This is a genomic window from Rhodopirellula sp. UH5, assembly GCF_056839225.1.
Window position 1 is genome coordinate 935,420 of sequence record NZ_CM166390.1, and the last position, 19,355, is coordinate 954,774.

General features: G+C 57.7%; 12 protein-coding genes. 8 read left to right on the plus strand and 4 right to left on the minus strand.

Annotated features, from left to right (window positions below; all coding sequences use genetic code 11):
• Positions 1-430 precede the first annotated feature (430 nt).
• Positions 431-5,212 carry a PVC-type heme-binding CxxCH protein gene (locus tag UH5x_RS03365; protein WP_482634706.1) on the minus strand — a complete coding sequence of 1,594 codons (4,782 nt, stop codon included), beginning with the start codon at positions 5,210-5,212 and terminating at the stop codon, positions 431-433.
• A gap of 307 nt (positions 5,213-5,519) precedes the next feature.
• Here UH5x_RS03365 and UH5x_RS03370 point away from each other — a divergent pair, with 307 nt between their 5' ends.
• Positions 5,520-7,292 (plus strand): divalent metal cation transporter, encoded by a 1,773-nt coding sequence (locus UH5x_RS03370; RefSeq protein WP_482634707.1) that lies wholly within the window; start codon positions 5,520-5,522, stop codon positions 7,290-7,292.
• Positions 7,293-7,410: 118 nt separating this feature from the next.
• On the opposite strand, the gene UH5x_RS03375 is transcribed toward UH5x_RS03370, so the two are convergent.
• Entirely contained in the window at positions 7,411-10,107 is a 2,697-nt protein-coding gene (locus tag UH5x_RS03375; protein WP_482634708.1) for a U32 family peptidase, read from the minus strand.
• Positions 10,108-10,449: 342 nt separating this feature from the next.
• Positions 10,450-10,674, minus strand: coding sequence for a hypothetical protein (locus UH5x_RS03380; protein ID WP_047815582.1), 225 nt, complete (start codon positions 10,672-10,674; stop codon positions 10,450-10,452).
• Positions 10,675-11,148: 474 nt separating this feature from the next.
• Here UH5x_RS03380 and UH5x_RS03385 point away from each other — a divergent pair, with 474 nt between their 5' ends.
• On the plus strand, positions 11,149-11,583 hold the full coding sequence (locus UH5x_RS03385; protein ID WP_047815417.1) for a secondary thiamine-phosphate synthase enzyme YjbQ: 435 nt from the start codon (positions 11,149-11,151) through the stop codon (positions 11,581-11,583).
• Between the two features lie 79 nt (positions 11,584-11,662).
• Here the strand turns inward: UH5x_RS03385 and UH5x_RS03390 are convergent, their stop codons facing one another.
• On the minus strand, positions 11,663-12,049 hold the full coding sequence (locus tag UH5x_RS03390; protein WP_047815418.1) for a DUF2237 family protein: 387 nt from the start codon (positions 12,047-12,049) through the stop codon (positions 11,663-11,665).
• A gap of 652 nt (positions 12,050-12,701) precedes the next feature.
• Between UH5x_RS03390 and UH5x_RS03395 the strand changes: the two genes are divergently transcribed.
• From UH5x_RS03395 to UH5x_RS03420, 6 genes are all read left to right on the plus strand, one after another.
• Complete coding sequence (locus tag UH5x_RS03395; protein ID WP_047815419.1) at positions 12,702-14,663, plus strand: hypothetical protein; 1,962 nt, start codon at positions 12,702-12,704, stop codon at positions 14,661-14,663.
• A 214-nt stretch (positions 14,664-14,877) separates the two neighbouring features.
• Entirely contained in the window at positions 14,878-15,462 is a 585-nt protein-coding gene (locus UH5x_RS03400; protein ID WP_047815420.1) for a pyroglutamyl-peptidase I, read from the plus strand.
• A gap of 121 nt (positions 15,463-15,583) precedes the next feature.
• On the plus strand, positions 15,584-16,633 hold the full coding sequence (locus UH5x_RS03405) for a leucine-rich repeat domain-containing protein (RefSeq protein WP_482634709.1): 1,050 nt from the start codon (positions 15,584-15,586) through the stop codon (positions 16,631-16,633).
• Positions 16,630-18,138: a protein kinase domain-containing protein gene (locus UH5x_RS03410; protein ID WP_482634710.1), complete on the plus strand. Its 1,509-nt coding sequence runs from the start codon at positions 16,630-16,632 to the stop codon at positions 18,136-18,138. The genes UH5x_RS03405 and UH5x_RS03410 overlap by 4 nt, the downstream gene beginning before the upstream one ends.
• 55 nt (positions 18,139-18,193) lie before the next feature.
• Entirely contained in the window at positions 18,194-19,012 is an 819-nt protein-coding gene (gene proC, locus UH5x_RS03415; protein WP_482634711.1) for a pyrroline-5-carboxylate reductase, read from the plus strand.
• A gap of 91 nt (positions 19,013-19,103) precedes the next feature.
• A complete protein-coding gene (locus UH5x_RS03420; protein WP_047815423.1) occupies positions 19,104-19,343 on the plus strand; it encodes a hypothetical protein in 240 nt (79 codons plus the stop codon).
• The last annotated feature ends 12 nt before the right edge of the window (positions 19,344-19,355 follow it).

Sequence of the window (19,355 nt, forward strand, 5' to 3'; positions counted from 1 at the left end):
ATGTTTGGATGTTGGGTTGGTAACCGGGCCTAACGGCCGCCGGCTCACGTGGGTGTTGGTTTTGTGAGCCGCACGGCGTTAGCCGCGGTTAAGTGTGGTGCGGGGCGAGGTCGTTGTTGGTTGGAACGTTGGGTTGGTTTGGATGTTGGGTTGGTTTGGATGTTGGGTTGGTTTGGATGTTGGGTGGTTTGGATGTTGGGTGGTTTGGATGTTGGGTGGTTTGGATGTTGGGTGGTTTGGATGTTGGGTGGTTTGGATGTTGGGGTGGCAACCGGGCCTAACGGCCGTCGGCTCACTTGGGCGTTGGTTTTGTGCGATGCACGGCGTTCGCGGTGGTTGGCGTGTGGTGCGGGGCGAGGTTGTTGTTGGTTGGAACGTTGGGGGTGTGAGCTGCACGGGGTTCGCGGCGGTTGGCTGGGGCGATTTGGGGTCAGTGCAGGGGGCGGATGGAAACGGTGTCGATTCCGGCCATCCAACGTGCGATCGCTTTTTCGTTTTTGCCAGTGATCTTGATTTGTATCGTCACGGGTTTTTCGGGCGTCAATTCGACTCGTTCCCACGTGACTGCAGGCATGACTTTGACGTCGCGGGAGTAACCGTCGAATGACTTCTCCGATTGTTCGTTGACTTTCAGTGACAACGTGGCGTAATCAATCGCCCCGGTCAGGTGCATTTGAATCTCGGCGGGACCATTGATCTGATGGGGGACATTCAATGTCAGCGTCGATCCCACCTGTCCGCCGGTCCACCACAGGTGATTGTCGGCCGACCATTGATCGTTGAATGGCTTCATATTTTGGTCTTGAATTTGACCACCTTTGACATCGGCGGAACGAATCAGACTTTCCGCCTCAATTGCCCACTCCCGGCTGTAGGCAGGACCCGGGCTCATCAGGTAGCCAAACAGGTCACGGACTTGGTTGGGTGACATCGGTTCAAGTTGGCCTTCGGGCATCAGCGATGTTTCCGAGAGCTTTTCGATCTCAACGTCATCGAGTGACAACACGGTGATCTCGGAGGGCGTTTGAACCGTCACCGCGTCTTCATTCCGCGAGCGAACCAATCCAGAAACGACTCTTCCGTCTGCCAGCAAGAACGTCGTCATCTGATAGGCGTTGCCAATCACCGCGTTGGGTTGCAGGATGTTTTCCAACCAGTAGTTGACGTCGCTGCGGTTGGCGCCGGTGAGGTCGGGGCCAATCGGTTCGCCTTCGCCAAACAGACGATGGCATTTGCCGCAGTTGGTTTCGTAGAGCTTCTTGCCTTCGGCGCGGTTGGCCGACGCGAGTGAGGCAGGCGTCAGCAACCCGGAATACTTTTCGTGCATTTGCTTGGCTTGTTCACTCGTCGATCCAATGCGTCCCCAAGCCGCTTCCAAACGCTTGCGCGCGGAGTCGTCTGTGAACGGCAACGACAGCACATTTTGGATCGCGTACGCCGGAACGATTGTTGGTGGGATCACGTTTTCTTCCATCGCGGCGATCAACTGAATCGCGGAATCGATCCGCGAAGTCAGGGTGGCTAACGCATCGGACTGCTTTTGTGGGGACCAATCTTGAAATCGTTGGATCAGCAGCGGAGCGATCTTCGGTGAGTCATACGAGGCGAGACCGCGAACAGCTCGGGAGCCAATTTCGCGATCGTCGATCAATTCCAGCATGACTTCACCGAGTTCTTGATCTTTGGCCTGCGTGAGCAGTCGCATGGCATCCAAGCGAGCCGAAGCCGCTTGGGAAGGATCGGTCAGAATCTTGCGCAACTCGGGAAGTGCCGATGCGTCCCCAAATTGAATTGCCAAGGCACCGACGAAATCCCTCGTGCTGGTCGCCGAGGCTCGTTCCCGAAGCAGCTGAGAAACGTGAGGCCACGCGTCTGGCATCACGACACCGCCGCGACTCCGCGCCGATTGCAACAATTCCTCCAGCATCCAGTCGAATTGATTGTTGACGCTTCCGTCCTTGGCCATCCCCTCAATTTTGTTCCCGATCGATTTCACCAAGGCTTGCCTTCCCTCGGGTGTCGTCGCCGTGCGACGAGTCACGAACCGTTGCAACTGATTCCAGTTGCCATTGGAAACAACGCTCATCACTCCGGCGGGGTCGACGTCGACGACCGGTTCGATGCCGTACCAAATCAACCAAGGCAGGTTGCGGTCGTTTTGGTCGATGCCGTGCTTGAGCAGTCCACGTGCGATACCGAGGCGTTGCGATTCTGGGATGCGCTGCAGAAACGACGCGAGGTGACGACGGGTGACCGGTGACGTTTCGGAATCCGCCATGCGCTGGAGTTTTGCAAGCAGATCCGTCGACAAGGTCGGTTGTTCCTCACCAATCAACTGGACTGCCCATCCGCGAATCAGGGGATCGTTGTCGTCCAACAGCGTGGTGAGATCGGTTGCAACGCGACCTGCGTTTGAACTTTGCGAACCGTTGACCGGAAGCAGGTCTGATGTCCAGGCCGTCCATACGGCTTGCAGTCGATGCCGACGCGGCAGCTCAGCTCGCAACAACGCAGTCAGTTTGGAAGCGAGTTGAGCTCGATCGAGCGTTCCCGCTGCGGCGCGTTCTTGCAGAATGCGTTGCGACTGACGCACGAAGTACGCGTTTGGATGTTGCAGGTTCTCAACCAGTTGATCGAGGCTTTGTGTCGACAGGTCAAAGCGATACGGTTGCAGGTCCCCGTAGCGAATTCGGAAGAGGCGACCGTTGGTGCGGTCCCAGATTTCATGGTCACGGTGGTGGCAGGTTTGGTCGTCGTGCCAATCCGATGTGTAAAGGGCTCCGTCGGGGCCTTGCATGATCCCCACGCCGATCTGTTCGTGGTCGTGTGACATCATGAAATCAGGGCGGTGCCGACCGATGTACCCGGAACCTTCTGGCTCGAGGTGTTCGCGAACGATTCGGTGGCCGTGCAAGTTGTGGAAGAACAGTTCACCACGGTAGTGAGCCGGAAATTCATCGGCTTGGTAAATCGTCAAACCGGCATGCGCATGCCCGCCGCCGACCATCGACGTGGTTGCGACGGTGCGGCGTACCAATTCGCGATCGACCCGGTTCGCTGAATTGGCGGATTGGAACGTGCCATCACCGTAGTGAAGGTGATCCGCAATGGTTTTGATGTCGTCATAGGTGTGCGGGTTGAAGTGCTGGCCCGCCTGGCGGAAATACCTTCCACCATGCGACAGATGAAACAGGTGCGGAATCACACAAGCACTGACGAACCAATCGCCGTCTTCGTTGAAGTCGACTCCCCACGGGTTGCTGGTTCCATGCGCGTACACCTCGAATTCGTGTCGCACCGGATGATATCGCCACACGCCTGCGTTCAAAGGAACGCGATCTTCTTTGGCAGTGCCAGGTTTGCCGACGTTGGAATGGGTGAAGACCCCATGGCAACCGTACAGCCACCCATCCATTCCCCAAGTGAAGCTGTTGAGGGTTTCGTGCGTGTCCTGGTATCCCCATCCATCCAGCAACACGGTTGGTTCCGCGTCTGGCACGTCGTCGCGATCCGCATCGGGATAGAACAACAGCTCAGGAGCCGCACCGATCCAAACGCCTCCGAAACCGACTTCGATCCCGCTGGCGAGGTTCACACCTTCGGCAAACACTTTGTGGGTTTCGAATGATCCGTCGCCATTGGAATCCTCGAGGATCAGGATGCGGTCTTTGCCTTCGCCTTCAGGAGCCTTCGTGGGATACGTGTTGCCTTCGATCATCCAGATCCGGCCACGATCATCGAAGCACATCGCGATGGGTTGGACCAATTCCGGTTCGCTGGCAACAACATCAACCTCGAATCCGTCGGGCAGGTTCATGTGCTGGGCCGACTCTTCAGGACTCAAACCAATTGCATATTCTGTTTGCGGGAGCTTCGGGGTTCGCCAACGTTCCGCGACGTGGGGCCGTTTGTTTTGGGGGACGTCGCTGAGGTCGGTTTGGAAATGGACGCTCAGGCCCTTTTTGTTTCCTGCCAAAACGTCCACGCGGCCGTCACCGTTGATGTCAGTGACGATGACTTCAACGCCCACGCCGGCGGTTTCGTGAATGACGTGGGGAATGAATTCGATGCCGCCAGATTGGTCGCTCTCCACGTTGCGAAACCAAACGACCAAGGGAGCTTGCAGGCCGCCAGGGTCTTTGCCGCCGTGGGCGAAGTAGCGTTTGCCGGTCACGATGTCACGCCGTCCGTCGCCATCGACGTCGATCGATTCCAAGGCATGCATTTGGGATGTGGCGTACCCGTGTGGATTGTGCATCGACGATTCGCCGCTGATTTCGTGGGCGACAAACTGCCCGGCGACGGTTTGTTCAAACCACGCCAGTCCGTACCCGTGCGCATTCTTGGACGTGACCAAGTCGGAATCACCGTCGCCATCGAAATCGTGCACATGAATTTGAGCACCTCCCCCACCGTACGGTTGGGCAATCCAAGTTTGTCGCTGCCACAAGTTGGGTTCCGTTGCCGAGTCGTCGGTGTCCGGGTGTTTCCACCAGTGCTGGCGGTCGATGATGTCCTGCTGCCCGTCACCATCGATGTCGCCGACGCCCAGCCCATGCCCGAACGGTTCGATTGCCGTGCCGGGTTCCGAGATTGGGACCCATTTCCAAGGCTGAGTCGGGTCCTCCAAGGAGTCCGCCGTGTAATAGCCATAGGCTCGATCACGGGCGCACACGAGTTCCGGCAACCCACCAGGAATCAAATTCACCCAGGCGGGAGATTCGTTTGAGACCCGTGGGGCGATTGTGTGAGCAGCCCAGGTTGGCGCGTCGCCACGGGCGTCAAACTCACCTGGGTTGATGTACAGCGTTGCGTTGCGGCCAGGAAAACCGACCGAGATCACGTCGAGGCGGCCATCCCGGTTGACGTCGCAAACGTGGGAGAAAAAGTGTTGGCTGTATCCCATCACCGGAACCACGTTCGGTTCTGCGAGGGAATTTTGAACTTGAAAGTCGGGGCCTTCGAACCACACCGGCCCGTACACCAGATCGTTCAAGCCGTCACCGTTCAGATCACCGACAGCAGAGCCTTCGGCGAAGAATTGGTCGGTGATCTGGTGCGATTCCCAGCCGACGTGAGTGTCTTCGAGCTTGGAAGGTGTTTCCTGTGCGACGACGGGACTGGCAAGCCATCCGAGAAGCAGTGCTGCCCAGCCCAATGCGGCTGTGCAGGACACTGAGGTGGGGCGAGTCATGAACGCGAACAGATTCATGTCAAAAAACCGGTGGGAGGTCGGGGAAGGCGGATTGTCAGGCGGGACCGCGGCTTCAAAGCGGCAATGGCAATGCGAAGTGGACTCGCGAAACCAGAAGTCAGGTTGGTGTTCCGATTGCGAAGTGAGACCGCCGCGGAGGCTTCGTATGGCCGATTCTTTGCCCGAAACCGTCAGGACCTGATCTCAACTTCTATGGTTCTTTGCCAGTATGACTGATTCTGTGCCGCTAGGGGGTAACGACGCGTGATTCATCGCTGGTATTATCTTGCCAGTTTCCTACCTCCCGCCCGCCTCGTGACCGCGCATGTCTGAATCGAACCCCACCTCCCACACCGAAGCCAACCCTCTGACCGGTGGCGATGCTGTGATCAGCGACAAAGTCCTCGCCGATCGTGCGATGCTGCAAAAAGCCCAAGCGGAAGGCAAAACGCTGGGCACCTACATCAAGCTCTCGGGCCCCGGGTGGTTGCAATCTGCCATCACGCTCGGTGGTGGATCGCTCGCAGGGTCATTGTTCCTGGGAGTGATGGGTGGGACCAGCATGTTGTGGCTGCAACTCGTTGCAATCATCTTGGGCGTGGTGATGCTGTCGGCGATCAGTTACGTGACGCTTTCGACTGGTCGTCGACCGTTTGAAGCGATCAACAACGAGATCAACCCCGCACTTGGTTGGGGATGGATCATCGCGACCGTGCTGGCGAACATGATCTTTTGCATGCCCCAGTTCAGTCTTTGCTACGACGCGCTCGACAAGAATCTGTTGACGCTCGGTGGAGGCGAGGGGCTGGGCGATTCGCGTTCGGCTCGCTGGATCGTGACCATGGTTCTGTTCTTTGCCGCGGGTTTCATCGTGCTGCTGAACACCAAGCAGGGCCGGGCCGCGAAGATTTTTGACATCTTCCTGAAGACGTTGATCGGGATGGTCGTGATCTGCTTCTTCGGCGTCGCGATCTTGCTGTTGGCAAAGGGCCAACTCGATTTTGCCAGCATTTTCGCGGGTCTGGTTCCTGACCTGACTCAGTTTGTTCGCCCGGCTGGTGACCTCCGTGAAACGGTCGCGAACCTTTCTCCCGAAGGCAGCTCGTTTTGGACGCATCGTCTGATGGGCACTCAGCGAAGCGTGATGATCTCAGCCATTGCGACCGCCGTCGGGATCAACATGACCTTCCTGTTGCCTTATTCCATGCTGGCGCGTGGTTGGGACAAGACCTTCCGTGGACTGGCTCGGTTTGACCTTTCGACCGGCATGGCGATTCCCTTTGTCTTGGTGACCAGCTGCGTCGTGATCGCTTCGGCGTCGTCGTTTCACAATAAAATTGACGAGCAATTGGCATCGACTGACCTGCAGGTGATGCAGCAGTCGCCGCTGTACGAAAAGGTGAAGGGCGATTTGATCGCTCGCGTCGACGCGGGTCTGGGGGCGGAAGCAGCAGCGACGGCTGAAGTCGCCAAACTGCAAATGGTCGCGGAACTTCCGGAAGAAGAAAAGCGACTTGCCGCGGCCTTGGTCAAACGCAACGCGTTCGAGCTTTCCCAGACACTCGCACCGTTGTTGGGGGACGAATCCGCCAAATTGATCTTCGGTTTGGGCGTTTTCGGAATGGGTTTCTCCACGATCATCATTCTGATGTTGATCAACGGCTACGCGATTCGCGAAATGTTTGGACGTCCGAACAGCCAAACGATTTTCATCATCGGCGTGTTGATCGCAGGTGCCTCGGGAGCGAGTTGGGTGGAGCTTTGGACGGACCCTGACAAGAAGTTCTGGCTCGCGATTCTGGCCAGCACCTTCGCGGTGATGTTGTTGCCGATCGCGTATTTCACGTTCTTCCTGATGATGAACAGCCGCGAGATTTTGGGTGATGATCGCCCCACCGGCGGGCACCGTTTGACTTGGAACGTGTTCATGGGATTGGCTGTCATCGGAGCGACCGCTGCGGCTGGCGTTGCCGTGTACGAAAAGTACATGGCGGAGGATCCCTTGTCCTTCCGGATTGTCGCTGCCATCTGGGTGGCGTACGCGATTGCGGTGGTGTTGGGATTTGTGTTGAAGAAGAAGTCAACGCAAGCTGCTTGATCGGAACACGCACGTTCCGTGATCACGTGATTTCTAGGCCGCGTCCGATGAACACAGCAGGTGTTCCCGAGGGCGCGGTCAGAGGTGCTTGCGTGATCCAGTGCCGATGAGTTGGCAGTTACAGAATCGCCAGTGGGTTGCGTTTGGCTTCGAGCGTTCCTCGAGTCACACCCACGCGATTTTCGGCGGACAGTGATCGCCAAACCTCTTGTCCAGCGATCTCGCCGAGCAGCAATTGCCGGTACAGACGCAGGATCGATTCGGCTTCTTGCGCGTTTTCGCTGAGCAGTTCGACTCGGAACGATCCAACGCCACAGGCGACCATGTTGCTAACAATCTCGGCACCGCTCTGAGGCGTCGCATTGAACAGCGTGTTCCGGCACGCGATGTCGGCTTGGAGGACGTGCAGTTTGCCGACGCGGTCACGCAGTTCAACCACGTGCCGATCACAGGGACGCCCACAGTTGGTCTTGTTTGTTCCTGGCGACAGCACGCTGCAGAACACACAGTGCTCCATGTGGAACATCGGCATGTGTTGGTGCAGAACCAATTCCAGCCATTCCGCAGGCATCGAACTGACCAATTGATCGAGTTGGTCGGCGTTCAAATCGTAAGAGGCTGTGACTCGTTGGACGCCTTGGTCGATCAGCCATTCTGCTGAGCGATGGTTGGCAACGTTGAGTGAAAAGTCAGCGATGGTTGGCAGGCCTGCCTCGACGCCCAATCGAACCGCGGCCAAGTTTCGAGCCAGCAACCCTGCCGGGCCCTGTTTGACCACTTGCTTGAGAAGTCCCATTTCGCCGGGCTTTTGGATCCGAAGCGACGCGATCCAAATCGACGCGTTGTGTTCGGCTCCCAGAGCAATGGCAGCTTTGTGCTCGCGTGGATCGTGGAAGTCAGCGTAGATCCGTTCTGCGGACGCTGCGATCGCGCCTCGGACTTGATCCAGAGTTCGGCAGAGCACCGACAACTGCGGCGGTGCCTGAGGAACGGTTGGCTGGTCGTCTGAAACCGGCGTTTCGGTCTTGATTGGAGTCACCAGTGCTCGTCCGGCCGACAAGCGAACGGTCCGGCGAGGTGCTGCGTGAAATTGATCTTCAAGCTTTTCGACCAATTCCCGGCGGAGTTGGTTGAGAACGCCGAGTGGCACCATGGGACCACCGTTCAGGTCGCTGGTCAGACGTGCCAGGTGAAAGGGCGTACCGCCAAGCCGGCCCAGTTTGTCTGCCAAGACTTCCTCGGTGATCGCATGTTTGTTCGCGACGGCCAGGTCGTCTTCGCCGACGATGTTTTCGGTCGTGGCGTGTTCGCCGCTGCCCAGGGTCGCGGTGACTTCGACCGGGCGGCCCACATGGGCCACGACATGCAGATGAATCGGACGTGTGCGCCGTGGCTTGCCACCAAACGTGGCTGCCAATCGCTTGTTCAGTTGAGGGTCATCGTTTTTGAAGACCGTCGCCCCAATCGCGATGCGTGAAAAGTCGAGTTCGCCTCGTCCGAATCCAATCCAAACGGTTTGATTGGCTTGGACCTTGGAGAGTTTGTCGGTGCCTGCTTGCGATTCGGATTGTTTCCGCTGGCGGGCTTGTTCCCACGGACTTTGTGCGGATTTCGGGTCATTCTGTGAGTCGTCTGGTCGGCGCGGATCGGGTTTCGATTCATCGTCCAAACGCAGTGAATAGATTCGCCCGCCTTGGTGATTGTCGGCGAAGCCGCTGTCGAAGGCCTTCGTGCTGTTGGGATCCACGGCGGATTCCATCGCCAGTCCATCGCCCAGGGCGATTCCCGCTTGAATCTCCACCAAGATCGAATCTCGTCCAATGGCTAGGACTTCGCCCAGCACAATGCCTTGTTTGGCCGAGCGGATGCCGGGGACCAAGCGTTTGTGATCGTTGCCTTCGAGCCATCCGGGGGTGAAGCCGCGAGAGAACGACAGCTCCATTTCGTGTTGAGCGTCCTCGCCGAGGTTCACAACGCCTTCTGAGATGGCTTGATCGATCGCGCGACGGTAGTGGCCGGTGATGTTGGCGACGTATTCGGGGGTCTTCAGCCGGCCTTCAATTTTCAAACTGTTGACGCCCGCCTGGATCATGTCAGGGATTGCGGCGTAACCCGCCAAATCTTGAGGGCTGAGCAAGTAGCGAACGTCGCCCAGTTCCTGATCGATCCCATCGCAAACCAAGTCGTACGGCAATCGACAGGCCTGCGCACACTGGCCGCGGTTGGCGCTGCGTCCGCCAAGCGATTCGCTGGTCAAGCACTGGCCGCTGTAGGCGACACAAAGTGCCCCATGAATGAAGGCCTCGATCGGCATGTCGGTCTTCGACCGAATCTGCTTGATTTCGCCGATCGACAATTCGCGAGCGACGACGACACGGGACAGATCCAGTGATCGGGCGGCTTCGATGGTTTCTGAGCTGGTCAGGCTCATTTGCGTGGAAGCGTGAATCTCCAGTTCAGGACAGACGGCGCGGACAATTCTCGCGACACCGAAGTCTTGCACGAGGACCGCATCGACCCCGGCACTGGCGATCGCGTCGACCACTTCGACCAAATCGTTCAGTTCGTCGGGAAAAACCAACGTGTTGAGCGTCACATAACCGCGAACACCGCGGAGATGCAGCTGGCCCATCAACGAGGAAAGGTCGTTGACACCAAAATTGGCCGCACGGTGCCGGGCGTTGAAACCGCGATCGAGACCGAAGTAGACGGCGTCGGCTCCGTTTTCGATGGCGGCGTGGACACAGTCCCAATTGCCGGCGGGGGCGAGCAATTCAGGAGCGGAGACGTTGGATGACAAAGGGGAATCGAGCATTTGTGAGATTGTAACCGACGACACCCTGTTTCAGAACGGAAACATGGAAGCCCGCCAAGTTGGCGTGGGCTGGGCATTCAAAGCGGAGGGAACCACGACCATCACGTCGGCCCGAGGGCGGGCTGCACTCGGAAACTCGTTTTTGAGCCGAGCGTTCTTGGGACGCGTTTGGGTCGAGCAGAGGATGGCAGTTTGGGGAAGCAGCGGCCGTTTGAAGATGCTCCCGGGGGAATAGAAAAAGCCCCGGTCGCGGGAGACCGGGGCTTTCTGGGTCGTTCGTTGTGGGATTCGATGGGTGCGTTCTGCCTCCAAAGTGGGAGGCGGGCACTTCGATCGATCGAACTATTCGCGAGGGCGGATGGCGCCTGTCAAACCGCTGTAGTCAACGCGGTCGGTCGTGTGCCAAAGGGGTTGCCCCAGTTCGACACGACGACGAAGCACTTCGATTTTCTCTTGACTGCCAGCAGGTGCATCCGTCGAGGAGAACATTTCGTCTTCGTTGGGCACGAAGTCTTCATCGTGGCCGTAACGCAAGATTGCTTCGAAAACGTTTTTGCAATGAGTCATACTATTCCGATTTTTCTTCCAAGGGTCGGGAGCGATCCGAGCGTCCACGACACAGCTTTCAAACATTCGCCTTCAACCAAGTCCATTCGTCGAAAGCATTTCACACGGAGGGATTATTCGTGTTTGTGGGCGTTGGTCAAGAAAATTCTGGAGGGGCCTTGCTCTTCCCTGCCATTCCGGCGTCACCCACAACGGTCACTCACGATCATGTCAAACACGGTGAGTTTGCCGATCAAGAATCCATCGACTTGCAGTTGAAGGATTCTGAAAGCCGTCAAGGGGGAGATGCCCAACCTAGTTTCTCGGTGAAGGTCGTCAGGAGGCTCTTGACAGGGTTGCCAGGCAGCGGCCTTCTCCGTCAGAATTTTGGGACTGGGAGCCCTTCGACGCAGGAACCGTATAAACGTCACCACTCGATCGGGCTAGAAAAAAACTTCTGAAAAATTTCTCCTCGAACCCTCGGTACCTTCCTAAATGTCGTACTGGATCCAACGGGAATTGACATTGCCGGCCGCGCGACGCGGGTTTCACTTGGTCACTCGCCGCATTGTGGAAGCAATTCCGGAGCTGGGGGAAATCGAGGTGGGGCTGCTGCACGTGTTCATTCAGCACACCAGCGCTTCGCTGACGATCAATGAAAATGCGGATCCAGACGTTCGAGTCGACTTTGAAACTGCGATGAATCACGCGGTGCCTGAATCGCTGCCGTACGTTCACACCCTGGAAGGGCCCGATGACATGCCCGCGCACGTGAAAGCCTCGATGATGGGCAGCAGCGTCAGCGTCCCCCTCAAAAATGGGCGGCTGAATGTCGGAACTTGGCAGGGCATCTATCTCTGCGAACACCGCGACCAAGCTTCCTCGCGTCATCTCGTCCTGACATTGCAAGGGAAGCGGGCGGGCACCTGAGTCCGGGCTTCCTGGGACGTCGGTGTTGGATCGCCGCGATTGCCTTGCGGGTTTGACAGCGACGATTGACTGGGACGAATCAGTGAGATTCCGTCGCGAATCGTTGCAATTCTTCCAGGGAAGCGAATTCCAGGGCGGAAATGTGTGTCGCCTCCAGGTGGACCTTGGGGGCCATGCCAGCATCGAAGGCTTCTTTCCAGCGAGCGGCGCACAGGCACCAGCGATCGCCGGGCTGCAGGCCAGGGAACTCATACACCGGTATCGGAGTGCTGAGGTCATTCCCCCGCGAGCGACTGAATTGGAGGAAGTCAGCGGTCATCTCCGCACAAACCACGTGCAGTCCGACGTCTTGGCCACCCGTGTTGCAGCATCCGTCTCGATAAAATCCGGTCATCGGATCCGTGTTGCAGGTTTGCAATTCGGTCCCCAAGACATTTTTCGCGCCGGAAGGGTTGGGTGAAGCCATGTCGCGGGTCCGTCGTTAGTGAGTGGGAACGAGAGCGTCCGGAACGACAGCCAAGTGTTGCGTCCTGACGCAATCGTGCCCCTGATTCAGCAATCAAGCAAGGGTCGGTCGACCCGATTCAATCTACAAACACGCGGGCAACCTGGTTGAACTCCCCATTTTCCCAGTCGCAGCCAATTTGAGGGACTTTAGCGGTTGGGGGATTTGATCAGAGGCAGAGGGTCGGTTCAGACAAGGTGGTCCGGATTGGCAAGGGGTTCCGATTGAAACGCTCCTAACAGTCGATCCCATTCTTCGCAGATTCCGGAACGAGTTGGCCACCATTTGAGGGATTGATACGTGGAAAGGAGTCCACCTCGGTCGATTCGACTTGCGGAAGGAAAGCCAAACCGAGGGATCGGTCTGGTCAACCAACTTCTCTCAATTCAGGTCCACCGTATTGAACATTCGGCTGGGGTGTTGGGCGGCATTGTTCGTCCCACTGATTGAGATCGACATGACATTCCGTAACTGCCTCCCAGCTACTTGGGCCGGCCGCTACTGGTCCTACTTGACTGTCATTTCGATCTTGGTCGGTCGCCTCTGTGGATGACTCGATTTCGGCTAGGGCAGTTGCAATGAAGCACATTAGCGCACGCAGAAGGAGTCAGCGATGAAATTCAACGTCTTGCGAGCTGTCGCAGCCACCCTTTCCATGGGTGTTTGCACGATCGCCTCGGCACAATACGGGCCTGGTCAATACGGCGGACAACCCTACGCTGGTCCAACCAGCCAACTGGGTGTTCCACAGACACAAGCGGTTCAAACGTTTGGTGGCGGAAACTACCAGGCACCCAACTCGGGCGGCTACCAAGCGCCTGCGAAGTGGAACAACTTCGGCAACCAAAGCAACGGCCCGCAATTGTTCCAACCCGCCTCGTCGGGTGGATATGACAACCAGATGCCATCGCCTGAATCCATCCCCACGCCAGCTCCTTCGTACGGCGAGCAATTGGCCGCCCCGATGCAGCAGCACACCGCGCCTGCTCAACCCGCTCCGACGTACTCGTCGCCTGCCCCTTCGGCGAGCGTGCAGCATCAGCATTCGTCGGCACCCGTCGAGCACTACGGTGCACCCACGCAGTACAACAGTGGTCCTGCCGGCGACTGCCAAACCTGTGCTCAACCGAGTCCTTACATGCAAGCGGCTTCGCAACCATGGGAAGGTGCCTCCTACGCAGCACAATCCTGTGGCATGCCATCGGCCGCTCCCGCCCGTGGGCCGTTGTTCCCATGGTTCGGTTCGTTTGACCTGTTGTTCTTCAACATGGACACGAACGGCAAAGATCGCAACATCGTGTCGCGTTACGACGCCGTTGATCCAACGCGACCGTACTTGCCTTTGATGGGCATCGGATCGATCGAGCCAGACAGCTCGCTCGGGTACAGCCTCAGCTTCGGTCGCTACTTGGGATGTGGCCAGTACGGTCTGGGGATGACGTACTTCAATTGGGATCCTGATTCCGAGATGTACAACTCGCCGGTCTACACGCCGGAAGATTCTACCGGAGCTGGCGGTGGCGGTGGTGCTCTGCGTGCCTCGGGCATGCCTCAGTACAACGGTGCCCAGATGGCGTACAACTTCGACAATGGTGGAGGCTACAATGCCTTGAATGGTGGTGCCGCCTACACCGTTTATGACATCATCGATGGTCGTGCGGGGCAGAGTGCACTGGATGGCGGTGACGCCAATGCTGATTCGGTCGCGATGCCAGGCAGCTCGCATGCTGAAGCGACTCAGTTTCGTGCTCGTCGTGACGTCGACGTTCAAGGCCTGGAAGTCAACCTGTTCAGCTTTGGTCTGATGGGTGCTCAACGTGCTTCGGCCGCTTCGTGCGGAACCGGCATGGGCATGGGCCACAAACTGAAGAGCTTCATGGGCTTGGGTGGCTACGGTGGAGTCGGCGGCTACGGCGGAGCCAACTACGGTGGCTACGGCAGCTGCAACACCGGGGCTTGCCCACCGCAACAGTGCGGCCCGATGCACGGGTACGGTGGAGCCGGTGGCCCCTTGGTGCGTCCTTGCAACGGCAAAGTCCAGGTCGTGACCAGCCACGGACTTCGTTGGTTCCAGTTCAAAGACAGCGTCGATTACGCCTTCGATGTTGACGGACGAGCCGGCTACACGATGAACGACATCTACGACACGACTTCGACTGAGAACGATCTGTTCGGCTACCAATTCGGCAGCCAACTGATCTACTGCTTGGGCAGCCGCGTCAACTTGAACCTGGGTGGCAAGTTCGGTGTCTACGGAAACCAAGCTGAGTTCCGTCATCGTTTGGGTACCCAAGACACCGCCGCTGAGTTGGCTGCAATGCCCGGCGAAATGATCAACTACGAGACCTCCGACACCGTGTTGTCGACTCTCGGCGAAATTGATCTGGGTCTTGGTGTTCGCGTCAGCAACGCCTGGACGGTCCGTGGTGGTTACCGTGTCCTGGGAGCCTCCGGTTTGGCAATCGCCGACAACTACTCGCGTGATTACAGCTCGGTCGCCTCGGCCAGTGCCCTGCACGCCGACAGCAGCCTGTTGCTTCACGGAGCCTATGTTGGAGCCAACTTCAACTGGTAGTTGTCGTCGGCCATGTCCGGTGGCCGGATGACTCCAGTTTTTGAGAACCGCTTGACGCCCTCGAATCGCTTGATTCGGGGGCGTTTTCGCGTTTCTGACTTCGGTGTGAAAAAGAGCGAAGTATACTGGCGGGGCCCTTTTCAGCTTTTTCGCCCGGGATTCGGCACAGGAATCCCACTCGCTTCTCTCGCATTCCCGCCGGACGACCCAACACGTGACCAAGGTTCTCTTGACGGCTTTCGAGCCCTACGACCGCTGGCCGGACAACTCGAGCTGGATGAGTCTGATGGAGCTGACGCATTGGTACGACGGCCCCGTGGAGCTGGTCACACGGCGATATCCCGTGAACTTGCTGACCATGAGCGAGCGGCTAAGAGCTGACTTGCAGGCGGGTTACGATCTGGCGATTCATTGCGGTCAGGCTCCAGGATCAACCCAAATGCGATTGGAAAACGTGGGGCTGAATCTCCGCACCGATGGCACCGAAATCCTGCCCGACGCTCCTGCGGCCTACCGATCTGGTTTGCCGCTGCCAGCATCCGCTCAAAAGATCCGAGATGCGGGCATTCCTGCCGCGGTGTCGCATCACGCGGGTACATATTTGTGCAATGCGGCGTTGTACCTGAGTCACCATTATTCAGCAGCATTCGGGCTGCAGACCCAGTCTCTGTTCGTGCACGTGCCCCTGGCCCCTTCCCAGGTCGCACGTGAAAATTCGGATTCGCCCAGCATGAGTGTGCCGATGACCAGCGCCGCACTCGCGATTCTGATTCAAAGTCTGGTTGCATCGACCAACTGACCAGAATCCGGTCCGGAACGGCTGATCGGGCCAAAGCGGGCGATGACGATTGCGGGGGTCAGCGACTATGATGGGTGTCTTTGCTGCCCTCCTTCTTCCATCACCGTTCTGCACCATCACCATGACCAGTTCGCGAAAATCGTCTTTCTTGCGGTTCGTGTCGCTCTGCTGCCTTGCCTTGGCCTCGGTCGCCCCCGTGTCCGCCGATGATGAAAAGACGGCTGACTCGAAGGACAAGCCCGCGGCGACCGAAACAGCCGCCGAGGTGAAGCCTCCCGCCAAGGCTGACAAACCGGCACCGAAAAAGGTGGCTGAAACGAAGGAAGTCACCGAGAAAGAAGTGCCCCAGAAGGCGGATGAAAAACCCATCGTCCAATCGATCTTTCCCGACAAGGCTCTCGAAACGGCCGTCCGTGCGGAGGTGTTCGCCAAACGCCACAACGACGAACCGATCACGGCCGAAGACGTTGCCAAAATCTCGCGAGTGGTGGGCAGCGGCAAAGGCATCGCCTCACTGGAGGGTTTGCAGCACTGCAAGTCATTGATGTTGATCGATTTGGCGAACAATGAAATCGAAGACTTGACTCCGATCTCCGGGCTCAAACGCTTGCAATCCGTCACCTTGGCGAGCAACAAAATCAGCAGCCTCGATCCGGTCGCTGAACTGACTGCGATGCAGTTGCTCGATGTTTCGGCCAACCAACTGACCAGCTTGGATCCGCTGACGAAGATGTCCAATTTGCGGACTCTGTATTTGGCCGACAATCAATTGACCAGCCTGGATCCTTTGGCAGGTCTGACCAAGATTTGGTCGCTGGATGTGGCCGGGAATCACCTGACCAGCTTGGATCCCATTTCGAAGCTTGGTTGGTTGACCACGCTCGAAATTTCGGACAACCAAATCACGTCCCTTCAACCACTGACGGCGCTCCATGACCTCGACATGCTGATCGTTCCTGGCAATCCGATTGCCAACCTGAAACCTCTGGTCGAAATGTGTCGTGCGGACCTGGAGGGTGACCGACGTTTCGCTCCTTACTTGAACGTTTACTTTTCCCCCACGCAGTTGAATCACGCAGATTGGTCCGAAGACCTTGCTGGCCTGCGAAGTCTCGGTGTGCGTCTGCACGAGTATGAGCGGAAGCAGCCGGGAGCAAAGTCGAATCCATGAGTGCTCCGACTCCCGAAGAATTCATTCAGCGAGCGTTGGCTGTTGGGATTGCTGACCGCCGTTCAGTCGACCGCGCGCTAGCGGACCTAGGTTCGGAAGAACGTGGGCTCAGCGATGTGATTGAGCTGCTGCAGCGACACGGAATTCTGACCACCTTGCAATGCGAGAAGCTGACCCGAGGCGACAAGGGTGGTTACTTCTACGGCGAGTACATCGTCCAGTACCTGATCGGTGCTGGTACGTTCGCACGGGTGTACCGAGCTCAGAAGGGCGAAGAAGTCTTCGCGGTCAAAGTGCTTCGCAAACGGTTCCGTGATGAACCGAAGGAAATGGAACAATTCCTTCGCGAAGGTCGGATGGGGCTGAAGCTGAAACACCCCAACATTGTTCGTATCTTGGATGTCGTTCCGGACGTGAGGAATCCGTTCTTGGTGATGGAGTTTGTCGAGGGGCAAACGCTTCGCGAGCTGGTGAGAATTCGCAAGCAGCTGCCGGTTGAACTTGCGTTGAAACTCACGATGGAGATCTCGGCCGGTCTGGCACACGCGGCCGGGCTTGGGATTTCTCACCGTGACTTGAAGCTGTCCAACGTGCTGATTTCATCGGCCGGGACGGCGAAGCTGGTCGACTTCGGCTTGGCCGCGTTGGCCGATCGCAACAACCCCGAACAAGTCGCGGATTGCCCCAACGCTCGCGCGATTGATTACGCCGCGTTGGAACGCGGCACCAACGTTCGCAAGGACGACCCACGCAGTGACGTCTTCTTCACCGGCAACATGCTGTATCACATGATCGCGGGCGAGCCGGCACTGACCGAAACCCGTGACCGTTTGGCGCGGCTCAACGTGTCGCGATTTCAAGAAATCAAACCGATCTCGGAACACGTTCCCGATTGCCCCGGGATCGTCAGTCAACTGTTGATGAAAATTCTGGCGTACGATCCTGAGAAACGCATTCAATCCGCTGCGGCGATGCGGATTGAAGTCGAACGCGTCCTGGAAACGCTGAAGAAGGGCCCAACGGAACGGAAAGTCCATGACACCACCGGAACCGTCAACGCGGCCGATGTCGGTGATGACCAGGTGGTCACCAACGAGGGCGAAGGCTACGTCGTGATGTTGGTGGAATCGAAAGCCAACTTGCAAAACGCGGTTCGCGAACGGTTGAAGGCCCGTGGTTATCGCGTGTTGATCATCGCCGATCCCAAACGAGCTTTGGCGAGATTCGAGGATGACATTGAGAATCCCGCAGATTGTGTGATCTTTGGTGCAGCCGAACTTGGCAACGACGCCTTGGAGGCCTACAACCAATTTGTCACGGACGAAAAGACGGCCGAAATCCCGGCGATCTTGCTCGTCGATCAACGCCAAGGACACATCATCAGCCGCGCCAAACGCGGTCCCAATCGCGTGCTGCTACCGTTGCCACTGCGAGTCAAGCAACTTCGAGTTGCGCTGATGCAGTTGCTGGCCAACATCGAAAAGCGGACCCCGGGAATGTTTTGAGCTGTCCTTTCAGTCCCTTCTTTCACAACACGCGACAGATGGATTGAACCACGACATGCAACTCACCGGATTGACGGTTATCGGCGGCGGCCAAATGGCTCGGGCTCTTGTGGGCGGGATGCTCGAAAGTGGATGCCTGAAAGCAAGCGAACTGACGGTCGTGCACCAAACCAAAGCGACTGGCGATTGGTGGGGGGCAAAGTATCCCGGGTGCACAACCAGCACCGACACCGTCGAAGCGGTTTCGGGCGCCAGCACGGTGATGCTGGCCGTCAAGCCGCACGTCATTGCGGATGTATTGGCGGTCAAGAATGCGGACGGCAAATCAGCCGATTGGTCAGGGCGTTTGATCGTGTCCATCGCCGCGGGCATCGGGCTGGACAAATTGACCCAAGGGGTCGGTCACGATCGCGTCGTCCGCGTGATGCCCAACACGCCCAGCCTGGTCGGGGAAGGGGCCAGCGGGTACTGCGTCAGTTTGGGCGTGAGCGACGACGATGTGAAATTGATCGAAACGATGTTGAATAGCGTTGGGATTGCCTCCCTGGTCACGGAACCGCAAATGAATGCGGTCACCGGCGTCAGTGGCTCCGGACCTGCCTACGTGTTTCTGATCATCGAGGCACTCGCTGACGGCGGCGTCGCAGCCGGTTTGCCGCGTGCCACGGCGTTGAAATTGGCAACGCAAACGGTTTTGGGGGCCGCGAAAATGGTTCGTGAGACGGGCGAGCACCCCGGCGTTCTGAAGGACAACGTTTGCAGCCCTGGGGGAACAACCATTGCCGCGATGAGCGTCCTGGAACAGAATGCAGTTCGTGGAGCAATGATTCAAGCCGTGCAGGCGTCGGCCAATCGCAGTCGCGAGTTGGCATAGCCGGTTGGTCAACGCTGCGTTTTAGAGAGCGAAAGTCGTCTGGGCTTTCGATCGACGAGTTCACTTTCATACTTTCCATAGGGACGCCGCGATGGTTTCGCCGATCGTCAAAGTCGACGACAAGCACTTGCCTCTGTACCGAGTCGTTTGGGTTGCAGATCTGCCACATTTTTGTGGCGAAGAAGATTGCCAACGCGAAGGCTATTACGAGATCCGGTTGGACGTCGAAGATTCGATATGGACGAGCTCAGCGGAGCGTGATGAGGTGCTGGAAGCCCTGAACCGTTGGTGCGGTGATCCGCGTGAAGACTCCGACGAGCGACCGTTTTAAGCCACATTCGTT